The organism is Streptomyces sp. NPDC002884 (assembly GCF_040295245.1).
GTDB lineage: Bacteria > Actinomycetota > Actinomycetes > Streptomycetales > Streptomycetaceae > Streptomyces.
Genome location: NZ_JBEOVB010000054.1, coordinates 1 through 19,918, shown reverse-complemented (window position 1 = coordinate 19,918; position 19,918 = coordinate 1). Strand labels below are relative to the sequence as shown.

Below are 19,918 nucleotides of genomic sequence, written 5' to 3'. Positions count from 1 at the left end.
CAACGTGCGTGACTGGTTAGGTGCGCGGCCCCAGGGGATGCTGGAAACCCTGCGAGGCGATGCGATCGGCCGTCTCCAGCAGATCGCCCGCGAAGCCCTCGATGGCCCCTTCGGGGATACGAGCGCTCGGGCCGCTGAGCGAGAGCGAGGCGACGACCACGCCCGTCTGGGTGCGGATGGGCACGGCGACGGCCGTGAGGCCGACGTCGCGTTCCCCGTGACTGACCGCGTAGCCGTGGTCGGCGGCCTCCGTCGCCCACAGGCGCAACTGCTCCACGTGCGCCACTCCGTGCGGTGAACCGGCGGCCACCCGCTGCAACAGGCCGTCGGTGGCGCCGATGAGCAGCACCTTGGAGGAGGCGCCCGCCCACATCGGCAGCTCGTCGCCCACCCGCACCACGTGCCGCAGTGGTTGCGGGCTCTCCTGCTGGGCGACGCACACCCGGTGGACGTCGCGGCGGATCATCAGGTTCGCCGTCTCGCCCCGCCGGTCGACCAGCTCGCGCAGCAGCTTCTGCGTGTCGGGCGGGAGTTCCCAGCTGGTGTGCGCCAGGTGGGCCCACCGCCACAGACCGGGGCCGGCCGTGTAGCCCCCCGGCGTCGCCCAGAGCAGACCGTACTGCTCCAGTGTCTGGACCAGGCGTACGACCGTGGTCTTGGGCAGGCCGGTGGCGTCGACCATGTCCTTGAGGGGGACAGTGGGCTGATCTTCGGTCAGCAGCGACAGGATGTCCAGAGCGCGCCGCACACTGCGTACGCCGCCCGGTTCTTGCTCCGCGTCCACGTTTCTCTCCTTCGTCAGTGGTGATCACCGCGGCCGGGGTGAGCGGCCGCGACACCTGGAGCGACAGCTTTGACCAGCGGAGCCCTGTGGGGAACCCGTTGATTTCAACTTACTGACGCCGACCTATTGCCACGGCACCTTGGCGCCCGTACGTTACACGCCAGTCCACAGAGCAGTCCACGAAAACCACTAGATGGTTTTTTCTGGAGACGTGATGCTGCAAGACCTTCTCAAGGCCGCCGACGAGAACGACGTCGCCGAGGCACTTCCCTATCTGGCCGGCGCATGGGGCGGCGAGGGCCCGCCGCTGGAACGCACCGGTCCCTATCTGCGGCGCACCGTCAGCCGAGCCCCCACCGCGACGCCGGCCGAGATCGACGCCGCCGTCGGCCGCGCAGGCCACTACGCGCGGCAGATGGCCGACCTCGCGCCCGCCGCCAGGGCCGACATCCTGGAGGCCGCCGCACGCAACGCCACCGCTCAGCGTGACCGGCTCGCCCGGCTGCTCGCCCTGGAGCTGGGCAAGCCGGTGCGTGACAGCCGCACCGAGATCGACCGGGTTTCCTCCACGTTCGCCGTCTGCGCGGCCGAAGCCCGCCGCATCGACGGCGAGAACCTGCCGGTGGCCGGCTGGAACACCGGCATCGGCAACACCGCCTTCACCTACCGGGCGCCGGCCGGAGTGGCCTTGGCGATCACCCCGTTCAACGCGCCCGCCAACCTTCTCGCGCACAAACTGGGCGCCTCCTTCGCCGCGGGCAACACCACCCTGGTCAAGGCGCCGCCCCAGGCCCCGGCCGTCTCCGCCGCCATCGTCGCGCTCCTCCTGGAGAGCGGCATGCCCCACCAGGCCGTCCAGCTGCTGCACGGCGGCGGCGACGTGGGGTCGGCCCTGTGCCGCGCCGACGCCGTGAGCGTCATCAGCTTCACCGGCAGCGCCGGGACCGGAGCGGCCGTGGCACGCGCGGCCGGCGCCAAGCGCCTCGCCCTCGAACTGGGCGGCAACGCCGCCACCATCGTCTGCCAGGACGCCGACGCCGTCGCCGCCGCCCAGGTCTGCGTACGCACCGGCTACAGCAACTCCGGCCAGAGCTGCATCTCCGTCCAGCGCGTGTACGTCCACCGCAGCCGCTACGACGAGTTCCTCGACGCCTTCACGGCGGCGGTCGACACCTTGGTCGTCGGCGACCCGCTGGAGGACAGCACCGACATCGGCTCCATGGTCGACGAGGACGCGGCCGAACGGGTGGTCGCGTGGTCGCGGGAAGCCCGGCAACTGGGCGCGAGCGTGATCCGCGGGGGCACCCGTGACGGCGCCACCGCCGCGCCGACCATCGTCGCCGACCCGCCCCCGCATGCCTCGGTCGTCGTGCACGAGGTGTTCGGCGCCCTGGTGGCCGTGCTGCCCTACGACGACTTCGACACCGTCATCGAGCAGTGCAACACCAGCCGGTACGGACTCCAGGCGGGCCTGTTCACCCACGACATCAGCCGTATCGTCACCGCCTGGCGGCGGCTGGAGGTCGGCGGACTGATCGTCAACGGCTCCTCCAACTTCCGCCTCGACCACGTGCCCTTCGGCGGGGTGAAGGACTCCGGCTTCGGCCGCGAGGCCCCCCGCTGGCTCATCGACGACTACACCGTCGTCAAGACCCTCATCCTGCGCGGCCTGTCCGTCTGGGGCGACAGCCGCGAGCTGCCCAAGGAGACCTCGTGACCACCGTGACCGCCGCCGAAGCCCTCGTCGCCCAGCTCGAGTCCTACGGCGTCGAATACGTCTTCGGCACCTGCGGGCACACCAACATCGCCCTCCTCGACGCACTCGGACCGAGTTCGATCCGGTTCGTCATCGCCCGTCACGAACAGGCCGCCGCCCACGCGGCCGACGGCTACGCACGCGCCACCGGGCGCCCCGGCGTCCTGCTCACCCACGTGGGCCCCGGCATGATGAACGCCGTCACCGGCGTCGCCACCGCCGCCCTGGACTCGGTCCCCCTGGTCGTCATCACCGGCGACATCCCCTCCTACTACTACGGCCGACACCCGCACCAGGAGGTGAACCTCCACGCCGACGCGGACCAGACGGCCGTCTACCGGCCGTTCTGCAAGCGCACGTGGCAGGTGCAGCGCGCGCAGGACCTGCCACGTACCACCGAACGGGCCTTCTTCACCGCCACCGGCGGACGTCCCGGCGCGGTCCTGATCAACATCCCCATGGACCTGTTCAACCGGCAGGTCACGCCCTACGCCGGCGGTCACCCGCTCCCCGGCCACCTCGGCAGGCCCGGACTGGACGAGGCGACCGCCGACCGGATCGCCGAAGCACTGCTGGAGGCGGAGCGCCCGCTGATCTACTTCGGCGGCGGCCTGCGCGGCCCCGGCGCCCGCACTCAGCTGCTCACCCTGGCCGAGCACCTCGACATCCCCCTCGCCCACTCCCTCATGGGCAAGGGCGCGGTCTCCGACCGGCATCCCCTCCTGCTGGGCATGCCCGGATTCTGGGGACTGGAGACCACCCACGAGCACACCAAGGGCGCCGACGTGGTCCTCGCGCTCGCCACGCGTTTCGCCGAGACCGACGCCAGTTCCTGGAACGCCGCCTACACCTGGAACTTCCCGCCCAGCAGGCTCGTCCAGATAGACATCGACCCCGCCGAGATCGGCCGCAACTACCCGGTCCACATCGGCGCCGTCGCGGACGTCCACCTCGCACTCGAAGCCATCACCGCCGCGGTCCGCACCCGGCGGAGCAGTCCCCTCACCAGGCCCGGACTGCGTGAAGGCATCGCCGCCGCCCGCGGCAGCGTCTTCGACGGCGCACGAGAGGCCGGCCGCAGCGACAACTTCCCGCTGCGCCCGCAGCGCATCCTGGCGGACCTGCACGATGCCCTGCCCGACGACGCCGTCCTCGTCACCGACGTCGGCTGGAACAAGAACGGCGTCGCGCAGTGCTACGAGCTGCCCGAGTCGGGACGGTTCATCACCCCGGGAGGCGCCTCCACCATGGGCTTCGGCCCCGCCGCCGCGGTGGGCGTCCAGATCGCCCAGCCCGACCGTGTCGTGGTCGCCCTCATCGGTGACGGCGGCATGAGCGCCCAACTGCCCGCGGTGCCGATGGCCGTCGAACAAGGCGCCCCTGTCATCTTCGTCGTGATGAACAACCGGGCCCACGGCACCATCGCCGACCTCCAGGCGTCGTCCTTCGGACGCTCCTACGGCTGCGAGTTCACCGACGCCGAAGGCCGGCCCTACAGCCCCGACTTCGCCCGGTACGGCGAGTCCTGCGGCGCCGACGGCTACACCGTCGCCGCACCCGGTGACCTGCGCAAGGCCCTCGAAACCGCCATCGCCCGCCGCCGCCCCGCCGTGCTGGACGTGCCCATGGTCAACGAGCCGGTCCCCACCCCGGGCCACTGGAACATCAAGGACATCTACGCCGGTCACTTCCCGGCCGACGCCGTCTGACCGGCACGGCACCACCGCACCCGCACGCAGCGACCCCGTCGGCCGGGCAACGGCAGTCCGACGGGGCGCGTCGCCTCCCCCCACGCCGTCATGCCCATCCACCGTCTTCCACGAGGTGACCCATGTCCCGTCTGCCCCACCGCTCCCGAATCTCCGTGCCACGCACGGCACTTGTCGGCGCCATCGCCCTGGCCGCCGCCCTGACGGCCTGCACCGCCCCGGGAGAGTCCGACAGCGACACCCAGTCCGACTCCGGCCCCATCAAGATCGCCGTCGTCAACGCCCGCAGCGGCCAGCTCTCCTCGCTGGGCGAGTGGGAGTACAAGGGCGCCAAGCTCGCCGTCGACGAGTGGAACAAGAAGGGCGGCATCAACGGCCGCAAGATCCAGCTGAAGTCGTTCGACGACCAAGGCGACCCCACCACCGGCACCAACCTGGCGCGCAAGATCGACAGCGAGAACTACATCGCGATGCTCGGCACAGCGGAGAGCGCCGTCACCATCGCCATGGCCCCCGTCCTCAAGCAGGCCGGGATACCGAACATCACCTCCGGCCAGTCCGACGGCCTCGTCGCCCAGAAGAGTCCCTTCCTGTTCCTCAACGGCCCCACCAGCACCACCTACGACACCACCCTGGCCAAGCACCTGATCCAGGACAAGGGCTACAAGAAGATCGCCATGATCACCAACAACGGCTCCTTCGGCAAGGGCGAACACGACGCCTTCACCAAGGCGGCCGAGGACCTCGGCGTCTCCCCGGTCACCGACCAGGTCGTCACCACCGACCAGAAGGACTTCAGCGCCGCCCTCACCACGATCCGCTCCAAGAAGCCACAGGTCGTCTTCATCGGCTCCGAGGAGGTCGAGGCCGGCCTCATCGTCAAGCAGGCCCGTGACCTGGGCATCACCGCTCCGTTCGCCGGCGCGGCCCCCCAGGGCACTCCCGTCTTCATCGACACCGCCGGCAAGACCGCCGCCGAGGGAACCATCGTCAGTTCCCCCTACCTCGGCAACGACATCAGCCCCGCCGCCCAGAAGTTCGCCGCCGCCTACCAGGCGGCCTACGGCGAGGAGGCCGAACTGCACGGGGCCAAGGCGTACGACGGCGCCAACATCCTGCTCACCGCCCTGAAGAACAGCAAGGCCGCCACCGGCAAGAAGCTCGCCGACGCCATCCGGGCCACCGCCTACGAGGGACTGCTCGGACAGTTCCGGTACGGGCCCGAAGGCGTCGGCATCACCAAGACGACCATCGGCGTCATCCAGGACGGCAAGCTCGTCGAGCAGAAGTGAGAACGGCGTGCAAGACACCCTGCAAACCCTCGTCAGCGGCCTGAGCCTGGGCGCCGTCTACGCCCTGGTCGCCATGGGATTCTCCCTCGTCTATCGCACCATGGGCCTGGTCAACTTCGCGCACGCCGACATCGCCATGATCGGCGCCTACGCCGCCTCCACCTTCTACATCACCTCCGAACTCCCTTTCGCCGTCGCCATGGTGGCGGCCATCCTCGTCACCGGAGCCATCGGCCTGGTCATCGAGCGCGTCCTGCGTCCGCTGGAGAACAAGGACTTCGACCTGATGCTGATCGGCACGATCGGCTTCGGCATCGTCCTTCAGGCACTGGCCGTCATCATCTGGGGCACCACCGGCCGCGCCGTACCGTCACCGCTGGACTCCGCACCGCTGGACATCTTCGGCATCCGGGTACGCACCTACGACCTGCTGGTCATGGCCGTCGCCGCACTCGCCGTCGTCGGCCTGGCCTTCTTCCTCTCCCGCACCAAGCGCGGCGCGGCCATGCAGGCCGTGGCCATGGACCACGACGCGGCCACCGCGGTCGGGATCGACGTCGGCCGCAGCAACGCCCTCGCCTTCGCCATCGGCGCGGGCCTGGCCGCCCTCGCCGGCGGCCTGGTCGGCCCCATGCTCTACGTCGACGCCTCGCTCGGCGGCGCCCTCGGCATCAAGGGCTTCGCAGCCGCCATGCTCGGCGGATTCGGCTCCATCCACGGGGCCGTGGTCGGCGGCATCGCCATCGGAGTCCTCGACTCCTACGCCGCGGGCCACTTCCAGGGCTACTCCGTCCTGGTCACCTTCCTGGTCTTCACCGTGGCGATCATGATCCGGCCCACCGGCATCTTCGGGGAAAGGACGGTCAGCCGCGCATGAAATCCCGACTCACCACCACCGGTGTCATCGTCCTCGCAGCATGGGCACTGCCCTACGGCCTGGGCGGCTACACCATCCACGTCGTCAACATCGCCCTCATCTACGCCCTGCTCGCCGTCGGCATGGGCCTGGCCATGGGAGTCTCCGGCCAGATCAACCTCGCCCAGGTCGCCTTCTTCGGGGTCGGCGCCTACACCGTCGCCATCCTCACCACCCACTACGGCCACGGCTTCTGGCTCTCGGCCCTGCTCGCCGTACTGGCCACCGTGCTCATCGGTCTGCTCGTCGGCATCCCCGCCCTGCGGATGCAGTCCCACTACCTCGGCATCGTCACCCTCGGTCTCGCCCTGGGTTTCATCAACTGGATCACCAACGCCCACATCACCGGCGGCGCCGACGGCATCTCGGGCATCCCCGTCCCGACCCTGCCCGGAGTGGACCTCTCCAGCGAGTACCTCTACTACTACCTGGAAGTCGTCGTCTTCGGCGCAGCTCTGCTCTTCGGTCTCTTCGTCGTCCACACCTCACTCGGCCGCCGTCTGCGCGCCATGCGCGACGACGCACTCGCCGCCGGGGCCATGGGCGCCGAGATCCCCTTCCTGAGGATGACGGCCTTCCTCCTCGCCAGTTTCTACGGCGGCCTGGCAGGCGTGCTCTACTCCGGCCTCATCCGCTACGTCGCACCCGAGACCTTCTCCATCGGCAACATGTTCATCCTGCTGGCCATGGTCATCATCGGCGGCCGGCGCTCCCTGGTGGGCTGTGTCGTAGGAGCCGTCGGCCTCACGCTGGTGCGCGAACGGCTCACCGACTTCTCCACCTACGCCCAGCTCGGCTACGGGATCGTCGTCGTGCTGATGGTCGTCTTCGCACCCACCGGCCTGGCCGGAGTCCCCGCCCGACTGCGCGCCCTGTACGAACGACGCCGCGGCCGGAGCTCGTCGCGCGCGGAACTGCGGCCCTTCACCCCGTACGCCGTCGTCGACCGGCCCGCCGAGGAGAGCGTGCTGCTGTCCGTCGAAGGCATCACCCAGCAGTTCCGTGGGCTGCGCGCACTCGACCAGGTGTCACTCGCCGTCCACGCGGGAGAGATCCGCGGAGTCGTGGGACCCAACGGATCCGGCAAGACCACGCTCTTCAACGTCATCAGCGGCTTCTATCGCGCGACCGCCGGCACCGTGCGTTTCGCGGACTCCGACACCACCGCGGCCCGTCCCTACAGGCTGTCACTGGGCGGCCTGGCACGCACCTTCCAGAACCTGCGGCTGTTCGCTCAGCTCACGGTCCGCGACAACATCCTCGTCGCTCTCGACCGCACCCGGACCCACACCATCTGGCAGTACGTCCTGTGGCAGCCGGGCGTCGTCGCACGCGAACGCCGCCTGCGCGCCCGTGCCGACGAGGTCCTCGAACGCTACGGCCTCGTCGACTTCGCCGAGGCGGACCCCACCTCACTTCCGTACGGCATCCAGCGTCGCATCGAGATCGCCCGCGCCATGGCGGCAGGCCCCCGCCTCCTTCTGCTCGACGAGCCTGCCGCGGGGCTCAACGGCGAGGAGGTCCAACAGCTCATCCGCATCGTCCGTTCCATCCGCGACAGCGGAACCACCGTGATCCTCATCGAACACAACATGGGCCTGGTCATGTCCCTGTGCGAGAAGGTCACCGTCCTGTCCAGCGGAAAGGTCATCGCGGAAGGCACCCCCCAGGAGGTCGTCTCCGCGCCGGAGGTCATCGAGGCCTACCTCGGAGACTCCGACCTGGCGGGACTCGACCTGGACACACCCCGGACCGACGCACAGCCGGACCGTGCGAAGGAGGCCACCTCATGAGGGTCAGCGGAGCCGACACCGTCCAGAGCCTCACCGTGGAGGAGCTGAGCGTGCACTACGGCGGCGTCTGCGCCGTCAGCTCCATCGGCTTCACCGTCGAACCGGGCCAGTCCGTCGGCATCATCGGCGCCAACGGAGCCGGCAAGACCTCCACGCTCAAGGCGCTCATGGGCCTCGTCCCCCGCAGCAGCGGACGCATCCGCCTCGGCGACCGGGACCTGACCCGCGTCAAGGCCCGCGACATGGTCCGCCACGGGATCGGCTACGTCCCCGAGGGCCGGCACGTCTTCCCCGGCCTGTCCGTGGAGAAGAACCTGCTCCTCGGCGCGTACTCACGACCCTGGGACAAGCACACCCACGGACAACTCGACGAGATCTACACGATGTTCCCGGTCCTGAAGGAGATGCGCGAACGGCTTGCCGGCGCGCTCTCCGGAGGCCAGCAGCAGATGCTCGCCATCGGCCGGGCCCTGATGACCCGTCCGCGTCTGCTCGTCCTGGACGAGCCTTCCATGGGCCTGTCGCCGAAGCTCGTCGGCAGCATCCTCGAGGTCCTGCTGAGGCTGCGTGAGGAGGGCCTGAGCCTGCTGCTCGTGGAGCAGAACGCCAAGCTCACGTTCGGCGCGACCAGCCACTGCATCGTCATGGAGAACGGCGAGGTCGCCATGAGCGGTACCTCGGAAGCGCTCAGTCACGATCCCCGCGTCAGGGAGGTGTACCTGGGCCTGTGACCCCGCCCCTCCGTTCGGCACCGCCGGAAGGGACCCGGCCACCGTGACCGCCGCACGGTCCGGCGGGCTGTGCCGAGCGTCGCGGAACACGGCTTCAGGTCGCCTCGGTACTTCCCGCGGAGCACCGGTCCTGATATGGATAACGAACTGGTTCGTACATTACTCGCCTGGAGTCGCCGTGACCCAGTACTCGTACCTCGTCGGGCTCGTCGGAAGGGACATAGGACACTCGCTGAGCCCTGACCTCCACGAGGCGGAAGCCGACCGGCACGGCGTGCGCTACCTGTACCGGACACTCGACGCCGGCGCCAAACCGTTGGCCCAGTACGACCTTCACGAGCTTCTTCGAGCCGCCCGCACCTGCGGCTACTCCGGCCTGAACATCACTCACCCGTTCAAGCAGCTCGTCATGCCGCATCTCGACGAAGTCGATCCGGCAGCCGCACGGGTGGGGGCTGTCAACACCGTCGTCTTCACGGCCGACGGCCGGTCCGTCGGCCACAACACCGACGTCACAGGCTTCTCCGAAGCCCTCGCCCGTGGCCTTCCCGACGCGAGCCTCGATCAGGTGGTGCTGCTCGGGGCCGGAGGCGCGGGCGCGGCCGTGGCCCATGCCCTGCTCGGCCGAGGAGCCGGACACCTCCATATCGTCGATCCCGTCCCCGACCGGGCCGCGGCCTTGAGCAGGGCGCTCAACGAACAAGTCGGCTCTGAGCGCGCCCGGTTCTGCCCGCACGAGGCCCTGGGGGCGGTGCTGAACGATGCCGACGGGCTCGTCAACGCATCGCCCGTCGGCAGCCTTCACCTTCCCGGACTGCCGCTACCGGTCGAGATGCTGCACGCGCGTCTCTGGCTCGCCGATGTGCACTACCGCCCCCTGCACACGCCCCTCCTGAGGAGCGGCGGTGCGCTGGGTTCCCGGGTCCTGCACGGTGGCGGCATGCTCGTACATCAGGCCGCCCACTCGTTCCACCTCATCACCGGGCTGCCCCCGCACACCGCGCACATGCTCGCCGATTTCGCCGACCTCACAGCGGCTCCGCAGGCACATGCCTGACGGCACCGCCCCCTGAGCGCCAAGGTCGCTGCCGACTCCGACTCAAGGAGGCTGCCAGGGGCAGGTGACCGGCGCGTGCGGCCCTCACGCAGCCGGATCGTCCGGATCGTCCTCGTCACCCAGGCACTGCAACCCGGTGGGAGAAGCTTCCCCGTGCGGTTCGTTCTGCCCGGGGCCCGGCCGCCGACGAGTCGGCTAACGCGTCACGCGATAGCGGAGGTAGACGAATTTCGAGCCGAAGGTGCGGGTCTCGGCGAGTTCGAGATCCACCCGGCGTTCGTGTCGGGGAAAGAACGGAATGCCACCGCCCACCAGTACCGGGTAGACCATGGCGCGGTACTCGTCGATCAGACCCGACGCGGCCGCCTCGGCGGCGAGTGTCGCGCCGCCGATCGCGATGTCGCTCTCGCCGGGCTCGGCTCGCAACCGCTCGATCTCCTCCGCCAGGCCGCCGGAAGCCAGGCGGGCGCTGCCCTGCACCGCCGACAGCGTGGTCGAGAACACCACCTTCGGGAGCGGATTCCAGAGCGCGATCCACTCGCGATCGGAGTCGTCGAGCGCTGGATCCTGGTCAGCCGTTTCCCAGTACAGCATCGTCTCGTACAGCCGTCGTCCCAGCAGATGGACGCCGACCCCTCGAATCTCGTCGATCCAGAAGCGAAAGACCTCAGGATCGGGCGCCGTCCAGTCGAATGTGCCGTCCGGCCCGACGATGTAGCCGTCAAGTGAGACGTTCATCGCATAAGTCACGCTGCGCATCGGAAGTCCTCCTCGGTACCGGGTTCGACAGTACGACCGCCGGGGGCCGCAGGACTCATCGCGGCGCGCGGGATTCCTCGGCCGAGTCACCTCGCGAGACCATCGCTGGCGCGCCTGGACGAGCTGGCCGGAACCGTGCGCGGGACCGGGATGGCCGTTTGCCTGCACCGGGAGGGCGCCTTGGAAGGGCTGCCGGCCACGGTGGGTCTGGCGGCGTACCGGATCGTCCAGGAAGCCCTCACCGACACGCTGCGCCACGCGGTCGGCGCCGACGAGGTGAACGTGCGCGTGACGGCCGATGAGGAGTGCGTGGAAGTCACGGTGGTCGACAACGGGCTTACACCAAACGGGAGTTCGGTCCAGGCGGGCGCGGGGCGCGGTCTCGTGAGGATGCGGGAGCGGGCGCGGTTCGTGGGTGGCAGTCTGCGCGCCGGTCCGCTGGCCGGCGGAGGGTTCGAGGTCACGGTGCGGCTGCCCGTGGAGCGAGTGTCATGACGCCGCGTGTGGTGGTGGCCGACGATCAGGCCCAGGTCCGTACCGGATGCCGCATGATCATCGATGCCCAGGACGACCTGGGGGCGGTGGGTGAGGCGTCGGACGGCCGGGAGGCGGTGCGGCTGACCTTGGAACTGGCGCGCCTGATGTGGTGCTGATGGGTGTACGCATGCCCGTGCTGGACGGCATCGAGGCCACCCGGCAGATCGCGGAGTCGGGTGGTGGAGCCCAGGTGCTCGTGCTGACCACCTGGGGCGTGGACGCGCATGCGATCGCCGCGCTGCGGGACGGGGCGAGCGGTTTCCTGCTGAAGGACATGCGCCCCGGCGAACTCGTCGACGCGATCCGTGTCACCGCGCGCGGGGACACGCTGCTGGTTCCGACCGTACTGGGCGGCGTCCTCGACCGGTTCCTGAGCACCGCGCCCGACCAGACGCCGCCGCCCTCCCTGCGGGACATCTCCGGCCGCGAGCGGGAGGTGCTCACCCTGATCGGGCAGGCGCTGTCCGACACGGAGATCGCGGAGCGGCTGCGGCTGTCGGAGGCCACCGTCAAGAAGCATGTCCGCCCTGCCCGACACCCGCCAGTCCTTCGACCGGGCCCTCACCGGCTTCACCCCGGCCGACCTATCTGATCTAGAGGCCGCCACCGAGAGCTACGGCTACGGCTACCAGGGCCAGGCCCCCACCCGTGTCCTCGCCGACCCGGTCGCGGACTTCGCCGAAATCCGCCCGCTCCTCGACATGCCACAGCCGGTGGCCACCCGTACCCGGCTGTGCCGGACGGCCGGTCAAATGGCGGGCATGGCCGCCATCGTGCTCCGCGACGTCGGAAGCCGCAGAGAAGCCGGCAGCTGGTTCCACACCGCCGCCCGCGCCGTCACCGAATCCGGCGACCAGCAGCTGCACGCCTGCATGCTGGCCCAGGAAGCGATGGTGCCGCTCAACTACGGCGCCCCCAAGGCCGCAGCCGACCTTGCAGAACGCGCCCGCCGGACCGCTGGCACCGCAGCCATCGCCGTGGCGGCTCTCGCTGCCGCCGTAGCCGCCCGCGTCTACGCCCTGTCCGGCCAGACCGAACAGGCACGCGGAGCCCTCGCCGACGCAGACCGCCTCATGGACCGCCTCGACGGAGGCCAGCTCGCAGACACCTGGTTCGGGCACTGCGAGCAGAAACACCACGTCCATCTCAGCCACGCATGGACCGCCTTGGGCGACATTGGGCGGGCTCGGGAGAGCCAGGACCGGGCGTTCGTGCTGTCCGCTCCGACCAGCAGCATGACCCGCACCTTGCTCAAGCTCGACGCAGCCACCTGCGTCTACCGCGACGGGGCGATACCGACCAGGCATGCCGCCTAAATTGAGAGCAACTGACCACTCAACAATCAAGATCCTGGGTGTATGCGTGCGATACCGCGGCATCACAGCCGTTCTAGCCGTGCTCTTAGGTCCTCGGCCTCTCGATGGCGGAGGCTGTCGAGGATGTCCAATGCCTGTACCCAGTGACCACGAGCCTGCATGGTTTGGCCCGAAGATTCCTCAAGTTCTCCGAGACGAATGTGGATGGCTGCTTCGTAGTAGCGGTCTCCGAGCTGGCGGAACAGGTTCAAGGCCTCGTTGTAATTATCTGTGGCCTGGGCTAGCTGACCGAGCCCTCGGTGGGCGTGAGCGATGCTCTCCAGGGTGTAGGCCTCGTCGTGCCGGACCCCGAGTCGGCGAAGAAGGGTGAGCGCTTCCTCGCAGTTGATCAGGGCCTGCTCGTGGTCACCCGACAGAGTCTGGTACCAACCCACGGCGTTGAGTGAACGAGCGTGTCCGACCTCGTCTTCTAATGATGTGTACAGGTCGCGTGCTGCCTGTGCCTGGTAGAGAGCCTGATCGTGCTGGCCGGTCAACTCGTAGGCCCAGGCGTAGTTGAGTCGTACGCTGGCCTGCAGGCTGCTGGCTCCCAGAGCAGAGAATTGACCGACGGCAGCCTGGAAATGTTGGAAGGCGTCGTCGTAGCGCCCCAGCCTGGTATGCGCATGAGCGAGGTTGCGGTGCGACCAGGCCCGCCCCAGAGGGTCGGCTGAGCGCTGTGCAGCGGCCAGGGCGAGGGTCTGGACTGTGGCTTGGTCGTGCCAGTGACCGCATCGGTCGAGGTAGTCCGTGAGTGTCCAGGCGAGTTGCCAGGTGTGGGTGTCCAGTGCGTGAGCGCTAGCCTGCGCAAGCGTGTTGAGAAGGACTGAGTGCTCGGCTTCGTACCACGCCAGCGCTTGGTCGTATGCGTATAGAGTTTCGGGTTGCGTTCCGGCTTCCGGGGGCGTGAGAGGCAATGGGGCGCGGTGCGGGTCGAGGAGCAGGGCGGCGGTGTCATCTGCCGGTAGGCGTGAATCTGTTGTGTCCGACCGGTAGTAGCGGACAAGTTCCTCGGTGCCGCCCTCGATGGTGTGCTGGGGGGACCAGCCGGGGAAGGCTTCCCGGTAGCGATCAAATCGTACGGTGTAAGAGCGGTGATCGGCGGCGGGCTGATAGCGGATCTCGGCAGAGGGAACTGCCTGCCGGACTACGTCGGCGACCTCGTCGAGACGGTGGTTGAGGTTGGTGTCGCCCACATTGAACACGCCTACGCGCAAGAGCTGAGGCGGGGCGGCCAAGACCTGGGTGATTGCGTGGGCGGCGTCTACGACATGAAGCAACGGGCGCTGGACGGCGAAATTACTGACGCGGATGACACCGCACCGTACGGCTGTACCAACCATGCGATTGAGGAGAATGTCGCTGCGGAAGGAAGCCGAGGGGCCGAACAGGGTGGCAAAGCGCAGGGCGACGGGCCAGAAGCCGTCCGTCGCCAGCCCACACAGGGCACGTTCCGCCTTGAATTTGCTGGCCGCGTAGTAGGCGGTCAGCGGGATGATGGCGCAGGACTCGTCGACTTCGTCGTTGGGTGAGTTCCCGTACACGCTGCAGGACGACGCCAGCACGAAGCGGCGTACGCCGACGTCTCGGGCGAGCGTGGCCAGCCGCACGGTCGCGTCGTGGTTGATGGCGTGTGTGGCAGAGGCAGACAGTTCGCCACAGGCGTCGTTGCAGACGGCCGCAAGATGGACAACCGCGTCGAAGCCGGCCACGTCACAGCCCCTGATGTCTCGGATGTCGTGTGCGAATGCTGAGTGCTCTCGTTCGAACAGGCCTGTGTCGACCCCTGCGACCTCATGGCCTCCCGCATGCAGAAGCGTGCCTACGGTTTGTCCCAGGTAGCCGAGGTGGCCGGTGAGGAGGATCTTCATGGGATGGCGCCACTCCCGATCTGTCGTCTGTTCGCTGCGGATGCACTTGAAGGAACCCCGCATCGACGGCAAGAGTGACGGCGTGCGTACAGATGGGCAATGCGCCTGAGTTGTTCCCAGACAACTCCCTACACATGGCGGGTGCCAGCCGCTCGTTGACCTGGACATTCGCTCGACCGGCCCGGACAATACATCGAAGATCCGGATAATTTCGGGGGTACTGTGGCTCGTCCAGAGCAAGCACTTGAGCGGGACGGCTCCCCATTACGGGAGTTTGCGTTTCAACTGCGCAGTGCGCGTGCCGCTTCCGGTCTCACCTATGCGCAACTGGCCACCCGGACGACCTACTCGGTGAGTACCCTTCAGGAGGCGGCTTCGGGTCGTCGACTGCCCACGCTGGCTGTCACTCTGGCCTTCGTCAAGGCGTGCAGAGAAGACACTGAAGAATGGCAGGCTCGCTGGGAACAGGTCCGTGCCATGCCTCACTCGAAGGGTCACGCCGACCTTCTCGTTGCAGTGGTGGCGGAGGACGTTGCACCAGGGGCAGGGACTGGTGGCAAGGCAGCTGACGGCACTGCACCGCAGGAGCGACGTAAGCACGTGCACTCGCCGCCAAAGACCGGACGCCTGTGGTTGATCTGCACGATATCTGTTGCCCTAGCCACCGCAGGGGCGTGCGCCGCGATATTCACATCGTCCCATCCGCCCGCAGACGCTTCCGACGCGGTGATCGTGGTGCAGAACAAAGTTGCTATCGGGCCGAATCAGTTGGTGGAGGATTCCACTCCGGCGTATCTGTCGTCCCGGACCGTGTCCCGCTGTGCCCGGCGGGGTTGCAAACTGGTCGACACGGACTTTTGGAGCGGCGCGAAACTTGTCGCGACCTGCTGGACCCGCGGTGAACGCCTGACCAATCAGGATGCCGGTTCCGACGGTATCCAGCGGAACAAGAACAGGGTCACCTCGGACCTGTGGTACCGGGCAGTCTGGCCCGACGGGCGTAGCGGGTATCTGGCGGAGGTCTATGTGGTGGTCGGTGACCGTGGAGGCCTGGGGCTTGGCAGGTGCAGCGCACGTGGATACTGAACTTGAATGGGTGATGTCGGGGAACGGTGAGCGTGGTGGTACCCCGAACCGCTCCGTGTATGGCTGTTGCGTCAAGATGACCGCATGACCGAGAGCGGAGCGGATCTGCTGGCGTTGCTGCGCGGGCTCGATGATCCGGAGTGGCTGGAGTGGCCGCAGCACTACAATCGTGCCGAGGCCGCAGCCCTGTTCAGCGGGCTGGTGAGCCGACTTGAAGGTGACTTCGCAGCTCGGTGCACGGCTGAGCAGGACACTCAGGACTCCAGCGAGTACGGACGTGTTGTCGTGTCGGCGGACGCGACCGTATGCGGAACCCGGATCGTGGTGTGTGTGAGCAAGTTCGGCTCATTGGCTCTGGTCTGCGCGGACAACCCGGGCGCCTTCTTCGGGACGGAGGATGCCCAGGCTGAGGGCGCACTGGACGGTGTTGACCTTGCCAGGGTGAATCACGCGTTGGTCGAGCTCGGCTACGTGGTGGTCGCCGAGGAAGTGTTGGAGCGCGACTACGACGGGCCGAGCCGACTGCCCTCGCACGTTCAGCGGCCCAGCTGGTGGCATCGCTTCTTCGGCATTTTCTGACGATTACGACTACAGGGTCAGGCCGGTGCCGACGAGGCAGCCGTCGATCACCTCCGGTTGGTACTGCAACATCTTGAGCTTGCGCTTCACAGCGCGGGTGACCTGGCCGAGGTCCGCGGCGGCGAGGTTGCCGATGTCGCGTTTGACCAGGGACCAGATGCCCTCCTGCGGGTTGAGGTCGGGTGCGTAGGTCGGTAGCTGGAACACAGTGAGCCAGTCGGTGTTCGCCCCGAAGAACTCCCGCAGTGGTGCGACCAGGTGCATGCGCAGGTTGTCCCACACCAGAACGATCGGTCCGCCGAGCTGTGTACGGGCGCGGATGACCAGGTTGCGATAGTCCTTCCAGCCGAAGCCCTTCGGTTCCTCCTTGCGGCCCCGATACTCGCGGATCGCGTAGATCAGACGGGACCGCTCACCAGCCTTGTAGCGGGTCATGCCCGCCATCGACACACGGCCCGATCCCCGTCCGCGCACCCGGATGACCGGCGTGCTGCCCCTGCGACCCCACGTCCTGGCGCGCGGCGGCGTCATCGACTGGCCGGCCTCGTCCTCGAAGACCACCCAGGCTCCGTTCGCCGCCGCGGTGCTCTTACCCGCGGCCACACCTCCCGCTTCCACAGCTCCACCGCGTCGTTGTCACGCTCGATCGCGCGCCGGGCGGGCTGCTGCCACGACCAGCCATAGCGCCGCAGCAAACGCCATGTGCCCTCCACGGTGTACGAGAAGTGGAACAGTCGGCCGATCATCGTCTTCACCCGGGCCAGGGTCCAACGCTGGTCGAACCACCCGTGCGCCAGCGGCCCACGCTCCAACTCCCGCTCCATCATGGCCATTTGCGCGTCAGACAGCCGAGGTAGACCAGGTGATCCCTTGGACGCCACCCCGGCGTGGCCGCTCTCGCGCCACTGGCGTCGCCAGCGTTCCACCGACCGCTCCGAGACCCGCAACGCGGCAGCGACCTCCCGGCTCTTCGTCTCACTCTCAAAGCAAGCAACAGCCCGGAGCCGGACCCGCTCCCGAGCGTCCCTCTCGGCGTCAGTCAAGCCGCCACCCTGCGGATATCTCGCCTCGCCAGGACTACCGAGGCCACTTGCGCGCTGTCCGGCGAACAGCCCGACATCACCCGATCAAGTTCAGTAGCGACCTTGGCCTGATCGCTGTCCCGGCCGTGGATCCGCCACCCGCCGCCATCAGGGATCCGGCCGACCTTCTTCACATCCAGGTGCACCATGTGTCCGGGCCAGCGGGCGATGATCTTCCCGGGCATCCGGTTGTTCTCGCCGTCTGGGTCGATGAAGCGGCTTTCGTCGAGGCCGAGCAGGGTCAGGTGTCGGCTGACAGTTCGCCGGTTGATACCGCCTACGGCCAGACCGACGCCACCGTTCGGCACTGGCACCCCAACGTCGACACCGCTCGGCCGACCCCCGCTTCCTGCTGAGCCCGGCCACGACGCACCCTCCTAGGGCCCGGCCGTCGCGACGACGGCTGCCACCGTCCCCAGGAACCTGTCCATGCCCGGCCTGCCCTTCGTGCGTTCCGTGCAACCAGCCCATCGTCGCCGTCCCGATGCGGGCAGGCGTGAGTAGTCGTATTCCGTGCAGGGTGCGGCGCGGCCGGAGGAGGGCGAGGCAGCCGCCGCATGACGGAGCCTGCGAAGCTGGAGCCTTGCGGTCAGTGACGTTGCAAGACGCGAACGCGTCGCTTCTCGGTAGCCTGCGGCTTGCGGTGACCTGTTCAGCCCGAGGGCCGCCCTGTATCCGGCGATGCAGGCCTAGGGCCATGCCCAAGACGGTTCGCGCGCACCGGTCACCCAACCGGCCCGTAGGGATCCGCGACGCGCTGTCCTGTGGGTGTCGCGTTCTGTATCCCGGTTCCTCGCGGGTGTCAGGTCATACGGGTGGTGGAGGCGGTTGGGGGGTGGAGGTGAAGTTGACGGTGAGGTGGCAGTCCAGGGCGAGGGCGATGCGGTCCAGGAGTACCAGGGTGGGCAGGTCGCGTCCTGACTCGATGCGGGAAATCGCGGCTTGTCCGGTACCTGCAAGTTCAGCGAGGCGGGCCTGGGACAGGCCTCGTCGGGTGCGCCATTGCCGGACCAGGCGGGCGGTGTCGTTCACAGGCCGGTGTCCGGGCGGTAGCGGGGCAGCTCTGAGGTGTCGATCTTCCAGCCGGCGATGGTGATGGTGTCTCCGAAGGTGTAGTGCTGCCTGTTGTCGTACGCGGGTGTACCGGTGCGGCGCACGGGAGCCCAGTAGTGAACGGCGCTCCCGTCCCGGGGGTCGACGATCAGGTAGTGCGGCACTCCCATGGAGGGATAGTCGTGCAGCTTGCCCTCGTAGTCATTGCTGGGGTTGGACCGCGAGACGATCTCGATCACGAGATGGGAGCGCCGGGGGTCGATCGCGTCGTTGGCAGCTGTTGCCTCCTCCTCGTCGATCACGATGAGGTCCGGGACCCGCAGGACTCCCAGTGCGGCGTCCTCCACGTCGGTCTCCAGCATGAGGACCAGGTCTGCCGCCAACTGAGGCTCCAGCTGGGTGCGCAGCCGGTGTGCGACGAGCTGATGCTGCTTCTTCGGGCTCATCATCATCAGCAGCTGGCCGCGGCTGATTTCGGGCCAGGCCAGGGGGGCTGGCCTGTCGAAGGCCTCACGGAACTCACGCAGGTGGTGGTAGATGCTCTGTTCCGTCATGCCTGTCACCGTACATGACGAAATCGTCATCGTGCGGGCGGCGCGGGCCTCGCGCTGAACCGTCTGATCTGCTGTAACGATGCCGTCGGCGGGTGGGTGTGGGCGGGGCGTGGCCTGGCGGGTGTGGGCGGCGCCGCAGGTGAAGGCCGGTGGCGCCCCCGTACTCGGGCTCGGCGGCGCGGCATCGACGAGCTGCCCCCTGTGCGGGGGAGTGGCCGGGGGAGCGGTGGAGGAGTGGGGTACCCGATGGCGGGCGTACGGGGTGGTAGTGAACCGTCTGGCCGGTATGTTTTTTTGGTGCCTGTGGGTGTGCCGTGGGTGTCCGGTCCGTGGATCGGGGATGTGCGTGGGCCCCTTTCTCCTTGGGCAAGGTAGGTGGGTGCTTGAGGGCGTCTGGAACGATGTGTCCTGCGGGTGCCGATGATCAGACGGTGGGCGTGGGCGTGGGCGGGCACGGACAGGAGTGGACGGGTGCGGTGAGCCGGCGCCTGCGTTGCTGCGTCTGTGGTGGGCCGACTGATGGCTCTGGGGATTGCGTGCTCGTCGAAGTGACGGCGCAGTTCACTGGCACTCGCCAATGACTGGGTGCGCATGCGGAGCACCTGAACTCCGTCCTTGCAGAGGGGTTCGCCGTGGGGGTTCACGAGATGCAGGGGTTCGCTCCCAGACGGGACTGGTTGCCTTCAGCCCGCTCTGGGCGTCTGGAGGGTTCCGTTGTGGAGCCACGAAAGGGTAAGGGGGCCGGGAGGCAGGACGGTGCTGGCGGAAGCGGTTGTGGAGTCGGCCGGGCTGGTCCGGTGGTCGGCGTGCTGGTCCGGTGGTCTGCCAGCCCGGGGGAGGGTGCTTCGGATTGGTGTCGGTTGGCCGGTCCGGGATCTTGTGGTCTGCCGTTTGTTTGTGGGTTGGGTGGGGTGGGGTGGTGGTGGGTGGTGTTGTTTTGCTTTCGGGTGGGGGGTGGGTCGGTGATACTGGCGCGTGGCGTGGGCGGGGGTTGGGCGTATATG

The 19,918-nt window shown here is 68.2% G+C and carries 19 protein-coding genes and 1 pseudogene; 13 read left to right on the top strand and 7 right to left on the bottom strand.

Features of this window, described 5'->3' with window-relative positions; all coding sequences use genetic code 11:
• Positions 1-16: 16 nt before the first annotated feature.
• Complete coding sequence (locus ABT070_RS43400) at positions 17-784, bottom strand: IclR family transcriptional regulator (RefSeq protein ID WP_351768524.1); 768 nt, start codon at positions 782-784, stop codon at positions 17-19.
• A gap of 214 nt (positions 785-998) precedes the next feature.
• Between ABT070_RS43400 and ABT070_RS43395 the strand changes: the two genes are divergently transcribed.
• The 7 genes from ABT070_RS43395 (at position 999) to ABT070_RS43365 (ending at position 10,038) form a co-directional block, all read left to right on the top strand.
• Positions 999-2,501 (top strand): aldehyde dehydrogenase family protein, encoded by a 1,503-nt coding sequence (locus ABT070_RS43395; protein ID WP_351768522.1) that lies wholly within the window; start codon positions 999-1,001, stop codon positions 2,499-2,501.
• Entirely contained in the window at positions 2,498-4,249 is a 1,752-nt protein-coding gene (locus ABT070_RS43390) for a thiamine pyrophosphate-binding protein (RefSeq protein ID WP_351768520.1), read from the top strand. Before ABT070_RS43395 ends, ABT070_RS43390 begins: the two co-directional genes overlap by 4 nt.
• Positions 4,250-4,371: 122 nt before the next feature.
• The gene (locus ABT070_RS43385; RefSeq protein ID WP_351768518.1) at positions 4,372-5,541 is read left to right on the top strand and encodes an ABC transporter substrate-binding protein; all 1,170 of its coding nucleotides are present in this window, start codon (positions 4,372-4,374) and stop codon (positions 5,539-5,541) included.
• 7 nt (positions 5,542-5,548) lie between these two features.
• Positions 5,549-6,418, top strand: a complete 870-nt coding sequence (locus tag ABT070_RS43380) for a branched-chain amino acid ABC transporter permease (RefSeq protein WP_351768516.1) — start codon at positions 5,549-5,551, stop codon at positions 6,416-6,418.
• A complete protein-coding gene (locus tag ABT070_RS43375; RefSeq protein WP_351768514.1) occupies positions 6,415-8,250 on the top strand; it encodes a branched-chain amino acid ABC transporter ATP-binding protein/permease in 1,836 nt (611 codons plus the stop codon). The genes ABT070_RS43380 and ABT070_RS43375 overlap by 4 nt, the downstream gene beginning before the upstream one ends.
• Positions 8,247-8,981: an ABC transporter ATP-binding protein gene (locus ABT070_RS43370; RefSeq protein ID WP_351768512.1), complete on the top strand. Its 735-nt coding sequence runs from the start codon at positions 8,247-8,249 to the stop codon at positions 8,979-8,981. Before ABT070_RS43375 ends, ABT070_RS43370 begins: the two co-directional genes overlap by 4 nt.
• 178 nt (positions 8,982-9,159) lie before the next feature.
• Positions 9,160-10,038, top strand: a complete 879-nt coding sequence (locus tag ABT070_RS43365) for a shikimate dehydrogenase (protein ID WP_351768510.1) — start codon at positions 9,160-9,162, stop codon at positions 10,036-10,038.
• Positions 10,039-10,233: 195 nt separating this feature from the next.
• Here ABT070_RS43365 and ABT070_RS43360 read toward each other — a convergent pair whose 3' ends face one another.
• Positions 10,234-10,797, bottom strand: coding sequence for a dihydrofolate reductase family protein (locus tag ABT070_RS43360; RefSeq protein ID WP_351768508.1), 564 nt, complete (start codon positions 10,795-10,797; stop codon positions 10,234-10,236).
• A 99-nt stretch (positions 10,798-10,896) separates the two neighbouring features.
• On the opposite strand from ABT070_RS43360, the pseudogene ABT070_RS43355 reads away from it, so the two are divergent.
• From ABT070_RS43355 to ABT070_RS43340, 4 genes and pseudogenes are all read left to right on the top strand, one after another.
• Positions 10,897-11,292: pseudogene (locus tag ABT070_RS43355) on the top strand (sensor histidine kinase); the annotation flags it as partial.
• A complete protein-coding gene (locus tag ABT070_RS43350; RefSeq protein WP_351768507.1) occupies positions 11,289-11,450 on the top strand; it encodes a helix-turn-helix domain-containing protein in 162 nt (53 codons plus the stop codon). The pseudogene ABT070_RS43355 and the gene ABT070_RS43350, both read left to right, overlap by 4 nt.
• Positions 11,450-11,926, top strand: coding sequence for a response regulator (locus tag ABT070_RS43345; RefSeq protein WP_351768506.1), 477 nt, complete (start codon positions 11,450-11,452; stop codon positions 11,924-11,926). Before ABT070_RS43350 ends, ABT070_RS43345 begins: the two co-directional genes overlap by 1 nt.
• A complete protein-coding gene (locus tag ABT070_RS43340) occupies positions 11,853-12,650 on the top strand; it encodes an NsdA family TPR-like regulatory protein (protein WP_351768504.1) in 798 nt (265 codons plus the stop codon). The genes ABT070_RS43345 and ABT070_RS43340 overlap by 74 nt, the downstream gene beginning before the upstream one ends.
• 62 nt (positions 12,651-12,712) lie before the next feature.
• Here ABT070_RS43340 and ABT070_RS43335 read toward each other — a convergent pair whose 3' ends face one another.
• Positions 12,713-14,560 carry an NAD-dependent epimerase/dehydratase family protein gene (locus ABT070_RS43335; RefSeq protein ID WP_351768502.1) on the bottom strand — a complete coding sequence of 616 codons (1,848 nt, stop codon included), beginning with the start codon at positions 14,558-14,560 and terminating at the stop codon, positions 12,713-12,715.
• Between the two features lie 222 nt (positions 14,561-14,782).
• Between ABT070_RS43335 and ABT070_RS43330 the strand changes: the two genes are divergently transcribed.
• Positions 14,783-15,646: a helix-turn-helix domain-containing protein gene (locus ABT070_RS43330; protein ID WP_351768500.1), complete on the top strand. Its 864-nt coding sequence runs from the start codon at positions 14,783-14,785 to the stop codon at positions 15,644-15,646.
• A gap of 84 nt (positions 15,647-15,730) precedes the next feature.
• A complete protein-coding gene (locus tag ABT070_RS43325) occupies positions 15,731-16,225 on the top strand; it encodes a hypothetical protein (RefSeq protein WP_351768499.1) in 495 nt (164 codons plus the stop codon).
• A 9-nt stretch (positions 16,226-16,234) separates the two neighbouring features.
• On the opposite strand, the gene ABT070_RS46355 is transcribed toward ABT070_RS43325, so the two are convergent.
• The 4 genes from ABT070_RS46355 to ABT070_RS43300 form a co-directional block, all read right to left on the bottom strand.
• A protein-coding gene (locus tag ABT070_RS46355) for an IS630 family transposase (RefSeq protein WP_502990202.1) occupies positions 16,235-17,337 on the bottom strand; the annotation gives its coding sequence in 2 pieces (ribosomal slippage) (positions 16,235-16,836 and positions 16,836-17,337; 1,104 coding nt in all).
• Positions 17,265-17,621 carry a hypothetical protein gene (locus ABT070_RS43310; RefSeq protein ID WP_351768549.1) on the bottom strand — a complete coding sequence of 119 codons (357 nt, stop codon included), beginning with the start codon at positions 17,619-17,621 and terminating at the stop codon, positions 17,265-17,267. The genes ABT070_RS46355 and ABT070_RS43310 overlap by 73 nt, the downstream gene beginning before the upstream one ends.
• A 493-nt stretch (positions 17,622-18,114) precedes the next feature.
• Complete coding sequence (locus ABT070_RS43305) at positions 18,115-18,339, bottom strand: helix-turn-helix transcriptional regulator (RefSeq protein WP_351768497.1); 225 nt, start codon at positions 18,337-18,339, stop codon at positions 18,115-18,117.
• Positions 18,336-18,914: a Uma2 family endonuclease gene (locus ABT070_RS43300; RefSeq protein ID WP_351768496.1), complete on the bottom strand. Its 579-nt coding sequence runs from the start codon at positions 18,912-18,914 to the stop codon at positions 18,336-18,338. The genes ABT070_RS43305 and ABT070_RS43300 overlap by 4 nt, the downstream gene beginning before the upstream one ends.
• Between the last annotated feature and the right edge of the window lie 1,004 nt (positions 18,915-19,918).